General features: G+C 72.6%; 2 protein-coding genes. Both read left to right on the top strand.

Features of this window, described 5'->3' with window-relative positions; genetic code table 11:
• Nucleotides 1-6,154, top strand: a 6,154-nt coding sequence (locus KN815_RS42285; RefSeq protein ID WP_216347081.1) for a non-ribosomal peptide synthetase, incomplete at its 5' end; no start/stop codon positions are given.
• Nucleotides 6,151-7,637 (top strand): condensation domain-containing protein (locus tag KN815_RS42280; RefSeq protein ID WP_253209589.1); only part of this gene is annotated, 1,487 nt, incomplete at its 3' end. The genes KN815_RS42285 and KN815_RS42280, both read left to right, overlap by 4 nt.

Genomic DNA, 7,637 nt, shown 5'->3' with positions numbered 1-7,637 from the left:
GTACGCCGACTACAGCCTCTGGCAGCGGGCGGTCCTGGGCCGGGAGGACGATCCCGGCAGCAATCAGGCGCTGTACGGGCTGGCCCGCGAGACCCGCTCCAGCCTGTTCATGGTGTTGCAGGCGGGGCTCGCGGCGCTGCTGACCCGGCTCGGCGCGGGCACCGACATCCCCATCGGCACCCCGATCGCCGGCCGCACCGACACCGCGGTCGAGGAACTGGTCGGGTTCTTCGCCAATACGCTGGTGCTGCGCACGGACACCTCGGGCGATCCGACGTTCGGCGAGCTGATCGAGCGGGTCCGGGAGCGGAGCCTGGCGGCGTACGCCCATCAGGACCTGCCGTTCGAGCGGCTGGTCGAGGTGCTCAACCCGGAGCGCTCGCTCTCCCGGCACCCGCTCTTCCAGGTGTCGCTCTCGCTCCACCACACCGACCCCCGGGCCACGGTCGCCGAGGTCGCCCGGCTGCCGCGGCTCGCCGTGGAGCTGGAGCGGCTGCCGATCGAGGACACCAAGTTCGACCTCAACTTCGAGCTGACCGAGCGGTTCGACGACGCGGGGAGGCCCGCGGGAATCGCCGCCGACCTGGAGTTCGGTGCCGAACTCTTCGAGCCGGACACGGCGCGCACCCTCCGGGATCGCTACCTGCGGCTGCTGGCCGCCATGGTCGGGGAACCGGACCGGCCGGTCTTCGCGGCGGAGATACTCGACGCCGCCGAGCGGACGGCCGTCCTCGAGGAGTGGAACGACGTCCGGCGCCCGGGTGTGGCCGCCGTGCTGTCCCGGGTGGAACTGCCCGAGGCGGTGAGCGGCACTCGGGCCTATGTCCTGGACGAGACCCTCCGCCCGGTGGCCCCCGGCGTCCCCGGACAGCTCTACGTGGCGTACCCGAGCCCGGCCCCGGGCGGCGCGGACGCCACCGGCACCGATACCACCGACGCCGACCGGCCGCTCCCGTGCCCCTTCGACCAGGGCAGCGCGATGCACCGCACCGGCCGGGTGGCCCGCTGGTCCCGCGACGGGGAGCTGCGGCTGGTCGAGACCCCCGCCGAGCGGCCGGACGAGGCCGCCGTACCCGACCGGCGGGCCGAGCCGTCCCGGGCGCCGCGCAGCCTGCGGGAACAGATCCTGTGCACCCTCTTCGCCGAGCTGCTGGGCGTCCCCGCCGTGGGCATCGACGACGACTTCTTCGCCGGCGGCGGCCATTCCCTGTCCGCCGTACGGCTGCTCAGCCGCGTACGCTCGGTGCTCGGCGTGGAGATCTCCATCCGCCGGCTCTTCGAGAACCCGACCGTCGCGGGACTGTCCGCGGTGATCGACGAGGCGTCCGGCGCCCGGCCTCCCGTGACCCCCGCCCAGCGCCCGCCCCGCCTTCCGCTGTCGTACGCACAGCAGCGGCTGTGGTTCCTGCACAACCTGGAGGGACCCAGCGCCACCTACAACATCCCGGTCACCCTGCGGCTCGTCGGCACCCTGGACCGCACCGCGCTGCGCCTGGCCCTCGGCGATGTCGTCGCGCGCCATGAGAGCCTGCGCACGCTGTTCGCGCAGGAGACCGAGGAGGGGACCGGCGCGCGGCAGGTCATCCTGCCCGCCGCGCAGGCCCGACCGGAGCTGATCGAGGAGACGGTCACCCCCGAGGAACTGGACGACAAGGTGCGGGCCGCGGCCTCCCACCCGTTCGACCTCACCCGCGAACTCCCCGTCCGCGGCTGGCTGTTCACCACGCACACCGGCGAGTGCGTTCTCGTCCTCGCGCTCCACCACATCGCGGGCGACGGCTGGTCGCTCGGCCCGCTGGCCCGCGATCTGTCGTCCGCGTACACGGCGCGCGTCGAGTCGGGCCAGGCCCCGCGGTGGGAGCCGCTGCCGGTGCAGTACGCCGACTACACCCTGTGGCAGCGACAGGTGCTCGGGGCCGAGGACGACCCCGACAGCGAGATCTCACGCCAACTCGCCCACTGGAAGCAGGCGCTCGCGGATCTCCCGGCGGAACTGGAGCTGCCCACCGACCGGCCCCGGCCGCCGCGCCAGTCCCACCAGGGCGGGCGGGTCGCCTTCGAGGTCCCCGCGGAGCTTCACGCGGGCCTGGCGGACCTGGCGCGCGACACCCGGTCGAGCCTGTTCATGGTGGTGCAGGCGGCCCTGGCGACGCTGCTGACCCGGCTCGGGGCCGGTACCGACGTACCGATCGGCAGCCCCATCGCGGGGCGCACCGACGCCGCCGTGGAGGACCTGGTCGGATTCTTCGTCAACACGCTGGTGCTGCGCACCGACACCTCCGGCGACCCCGCCTTCAGCCAACTCGTCGGCCGGGTCCGCGAGACCAACCTGGGCGCCTACGCGCATCAGGACCTGCCGTTCGAGCGGCTCGTCGAGGTGCTGAGCCCCGTCCGCTCGCTCGCCCGGCATCCCCTGTTCCAGGTGCTGCTCGGCTTCGACAACAACCAGGACGCCCTCGAAGTGCTGAGGCTGCCGGGCCTGACCATGGACGTACGGGCCCCGGAGACCGGCCGCGCCAAGTTCGACCTCGCGTTCTTCTTCGACCAGACCTACGGGCCCACGGGCGAGCCGACCGGTATGCACGCGGCAGTCGAGTACAACGCCGACCTCTTCGACCGGGAGACCGCCGACGGCTTCGCCGCCCGACTGCTGCGGGTGCTCGAAGGCGTCGTGGCCGACCCGGAGGCCCCCATCGGGCGGCTCGACATTCTGACGCGCGCCGAAACCCGGCACATCCTGGACGACTGGATGGGAACCCCGCGCGAGGTGCCGCCGCACACCGTGCCCGCACTGTTCGAGCGGCAGACCGCCGAGGTGCCCCGTGCCACCGCGCTGATCTCCGAGGACACCACCCTGTCCTACGCGGAGCTCAACGCCCGGGCCAACCGGCTGGCCCGGCTCATGGCCGCCGAGGGAATCGGGGGCGAGGACATCGTGACCATCGCCCTGCCCCGGTCGGCGGAGATGATCGTCTCCCTGGTCGCCGTCCTCAAGACGGGCGCCGCCTACCTCACCCTCGACACCTCGGCCCCCGAGCAGCGGCTGCGCGCCATTGTCGAGGACTGCGCGCCCCGCGCCCTGATCACCGACACGGCCACCCGCCCCCTCCTGGACACCGGACCCGCCCGCTGCCTCGTCCTGGACGACCCGGCGACCGTGGGGGCGCTCGCCGACGCCCCGGCCACCGACCTCACGGACGACGACCGCGTCCGCCCGCTCGACCCGCGCCATCCGGCGTACGTCGTCTACACCTCGGGCTCCACCGGGACCCCCAAGGGTGTGGTGATGCCGATGGCGTCGCTGATGAACCTGCTCGCCTGGCACACCGACACCTACAGCGGCGGCGTCGGCACCCGCACCGCCCAGTTCCTCGCCCTCGCCTTCGACTTCGCGGTACAGGAGATCCTCCAGGCGCTGGTGGCGGGCAAAACACTCGTCCTGCCCGAGGAACACGTCCGGCGCGACGCCTACGAACTCGTCGGCTGGATCGCCCGCCACGGTGTCAATGAGCTGTTCGCGCCCACCTTGATGATCGACGCGGTGCTCGCCGCCGCCGAGGACCGCGGCGAACCACTGGACTCGCTCACCGACATCTTCCAAGGCGGCGAGCAGTTCCGGCTCAGCGGCGAGCTCCGCCGGTTCTGCGCCGGCGACTGGCGCCATATGGCGCACAACATCTACGGCCCGGCCGAGACCCACGCGGCCACCTCCACCACGCTCCCCGAGGACACCGACGAGTGGCCCTCGGCCGCGTCCATCGGCCAGCCGCTGTGGAACGCCCAGGTCCATGTGCTCGACGCGAACTTGCGGCCAGTGCCGCCCGGTGTGCGCGGGGAGCTCTACATCGGCGGCGCCCAGATCGCCCGCGGCTATCTGCACCGGCCCGGCCGTACCGCCGAACGCTTCGTCGCCACTCCGTTCGGCGCCCCCGGCTCCCGGATGTACCGGACCGGTGACATCGTGTGCTGGAACCGCCTGGGGCAACTGGAGTTCCTGGGCCGCGTCGACGACCAGGTGAAGATCGGCGGTTTCCGCGTCGAACCCGGCGAGGTCGAGGCCGTGCTCGCCGACCATCCGAGCGTGGACACGGCGGTCGTCGTCACCCGCGAGGACACCCCCGGGACGACCAGGCTGGTCGCCTACGTCGTACCGGAAGGTGTCCACGACGAAGCCGACCTCGTGCCCACCCTGCGCGGCCACCTCGAACAGCACCTGCCGCACTACATGGTCCCCTCGGCCGTGACGGTCCTGCCCGAACTGCCCCTCACCGCCAACGGAAAGCTCGACCGGCGCGCGCTCCCCGCCCCCGCCACCGACCGCGACGGCACCGGCCGGGGCCCGCGCACCGAGCGCGAGAAGACGCTGTGCGGGCTGTTCGCCGAGGTGCTGGGGCTGGACGGGGTCGGCATCGACGAGGGCTTCTTCGACCTCGGCGGCGACAGCATCATGTCCATCCAGATGGTCGGCCGGGCCCGGCGCGCCGGACTCGAACTGTCGGTCCGCGACATCTTCGAGCACCGCACCGTGGCCGCGCTCGCCGAGGTCGTCACGGAGGTGGCGGGAGTCGCCGCCGAGGAGCCGGGCGCCGGTATCGGCGAGGTGCCCCTCACCCCGATCGCGCACTGGCTGCTGCGGCGCGGCGATGACCTGGACGGGTTCAACATGTCCGTCGTCCTCCAGACCCCCGCGGCGCTGCGCCTCGACACCCTCACCCAGTCCCTCCAGGCGCTCCTCGACCACCATGACGCCCTGCGGGCCCGGCTCACCGCCGGACCCGAACGCCGAATGGAGATACGGGAACCCGGCACGGTCGACGCCGCGCCCCTGGTGCGCCGGGTGACGGTCGACGGACAGGACGGCCGGAATCCCGACGAAACCGCACTCGGCGCGCTGGTACGGGCGGCGGGCGAGAGCGCCAGGGACCGGCTCGACCTGGACCGGGGCACGGTCGTACAGGCCGTGTGGTTCGACCGTGGCGCGGACACCCCGGGCCTGCTGCTCCTCCTCGTCCACCACCTGGTCGTCGACGGAGTGTCCTGGCGCATCCTGGTGCCCGACCTCGCGGAAGCCCACGAGGCCATCGCCGCCGGGCGCACCCCCGAACTCCAGCCCGTGGGCACCTCGCTGCGCCGCTGGGCCCAGCGGCTGACCGAGGAAGCGGCCGCACCGACCTGGGTCGCCGACGCCGCCTGGTGGCAGGAAACCCTCCGCAAGGAGGACCGCGGACTCGGGCGCCGGGCGCTGGACCCCGCCCGGGACACGACCGCGGCCGCCGGCCGGATCAGCGTCACCCTGCCGGTGAACGTCACCGAAGCCGTGCTGACCCGAGTGCCCGCCGCGTTCAACGCCGAGGTCAATGACGTTCTGCTGACCGCGTTCACCCTGGCGTGGGAACAGTGGCGCGGGGACACCGGCCTCCTCCTCGACCTGGAGGGCCACGGCCGCGAGGAACACCTCGTGCGCGGCGCCGACCTGTCCCGCACGGTCGGCTGGTTCACCAACCTCTACCCCGTGCGCCTGGAGACGGGCGCCGCCGACCTCGCCGAGGCGTTCGCGGGCGGGCGCGGCGCCGGAGACATCCTCAAACGCGTCAAGGAACAACTGAGGGCGGTGCCGGACAAGGGCATGGGCTACGGCCTCGTCCGCCACCTCAACCCCGCCACGGCCGAGGGGTTCGACGGGCTGCGGGACCCGCAGGTCGCCTTCAACTACCTGGGGCGCTTCTCCACCGCCGCCGGCGGCCAGAACGCCGACTGGACCCCGCTCATCGGCATCGACGGCGTCGCCGGCGACCCGCCGCACCTGCCGCTCGCCCACGCCCTGGAGGTCAACGCCCGTACACACGACGGCCCCCAGGGATCGCGGCTCGTCGCCTACTGGAGCTGGGCCGCGGGGATCCTCGACGAGGACGAGGTCCGCGAACTGGCCGACCTGTGGTTCCGGGCACTCCACGCTCTCGTGGCCCACGCCGAGAACCCCGAGGCCGGTGGGCTCACCCCCTCCGACGTCTCCCTGTCCTCGATCACCCAGGACGAGATCGAGGCGTTCGAGGACGAACTCGGCGACCTTTTCGACGACCTGCCGGACGACGAAGAGCCGGCCGCATACGACGACGTACACGCTCCTGAAGACGAAGAAGAGGCCCGCAAGTGAGTCGCACCCCGCGGAAGATCGAGGACATCCTGCCGCTGGCCCCGCTCCACGAGGGCCTGCTCTTCCACAGCGTCTACGACCAGGGCGAACTCGACCCCTACGTCGTCCAGGCCGCCTTCGACATCGAGGGCCCGCTGGACACGGCCACCCTGCGCACCGCCGCCGAGGCCCTCCTGGCCCGCCACGCCACCCTGCGCGCCGCCTTCCGCCAGCGCAAGAACGGCGACTGGGCGCAAGTGGTGATGCGCACCGTGCCGCTGCCCTGGACCGAGACCGACCTGACCGCGCTGCCCGAGGACGAGCGGACCGCTGCCGCGGCCGAGGCCATGACCGCCGACCGGAGCACCCGGATCGACGTGACCCGGCCCCCGCTGCTGCGCTTCACACTCCTCCGGCTCGGCCCCTCGCTCCACCGCCTGGTGCTGACCAACCACCACCTGGTGCTGGACGGCTGGTCGCTGCCGGTCCTGATGGCCGAACTGTGCGCGCTCTACGACGCCCACGGCGACGACAGCGCCATGCCCCGGGTACGCCCCTACCGCGACTACCTCGGCTGGCTGGCGGCACAGGACCGCGAGGCGGCCCGCACCGCCTGGCGCGAGGCGTTCGCCGGCCTCGCCGAACCCAGCCCGGTGGCCCCCGGAATCGCCCGCACCACGGTCGCGTCCGCCGAGGTCCTCGCCTCCTTCTCCCGGTCCGACACCGCCGCCCTGACCGAGATCGCCCGCAGCCGCGGCATCACCCTCAACACCGTCGTACAGACCGCCTGGGCGATCACCCTCGCCCGGCACACCGGCCGCGACGACATCGTCTTCGGCACCACCGTCTCCGGGCGCCCGCCGCAGATCGACGGCGTCGAACGGATGGTGGGCCTCTTCATCAACACCCTGCCCACCCGGATCCGGCTGCGAGCCGCCGAACCGTTCGCCGAACTCCTCACCCGCGTCCAGGCCGAGCAGACCCGCCTCACCCCGCACCAGCACCTCGAACTCGCCGAGATCCAGCGCGCGGTGGGCCACGGCGAGCTCTTCGACACCTCCATGGTGTTCCAGAACTATCCCGTCGACCGTGCCGCCACCGCCGAAGAGGGCATCGCCGCTGCCGTCCGCCTCGTCCCCGGCAAGGACCGCGAAGCCACCCACTACCCGCTGATGCTGGTCGGCTCCGCACGCGACACCATGCTGTTCAGGCTCAACTACCGGCCCGACGTCTTCGAGGAAGCCGCCGCCCAGCGCATCCTGGACCGCTTTGTGCGGATCCTGCACGCCCTGGTCGCCGAGCCCGAGCTGCCGCTCGGCCGCATCGATGTGCTGGATGAGGCCGAGGCGCGGTCGGTGCTGTGGGATTGGAATGACACGGCGGGTGAGGTGCCGGGTCGTTCGGTGGTGGAGGTGTTCGAGGAGCGGGTGGCGCGGACGCCGGATGCGGTGGCGGTGGTGGCGGGTGGTGTGTCGCTGTCGTATGGGGAGTTGGATGTCCGTGC

The organism is Streptomyces niphimycinicus, assembly GCF_018883605.1.
Taxonomy (GTDB): Bacteria; Actinomycetota; Actinomycetes; order Streptomycetales; family Streptomycetaceae; genus Streptomyces; species Streptomyces niphimycinicus.
The sequence above is the reverse complement of the archived record's forward strand: the minus strand, read 5'-3'. Positions and strand labels throughout refer to the sequence as shown.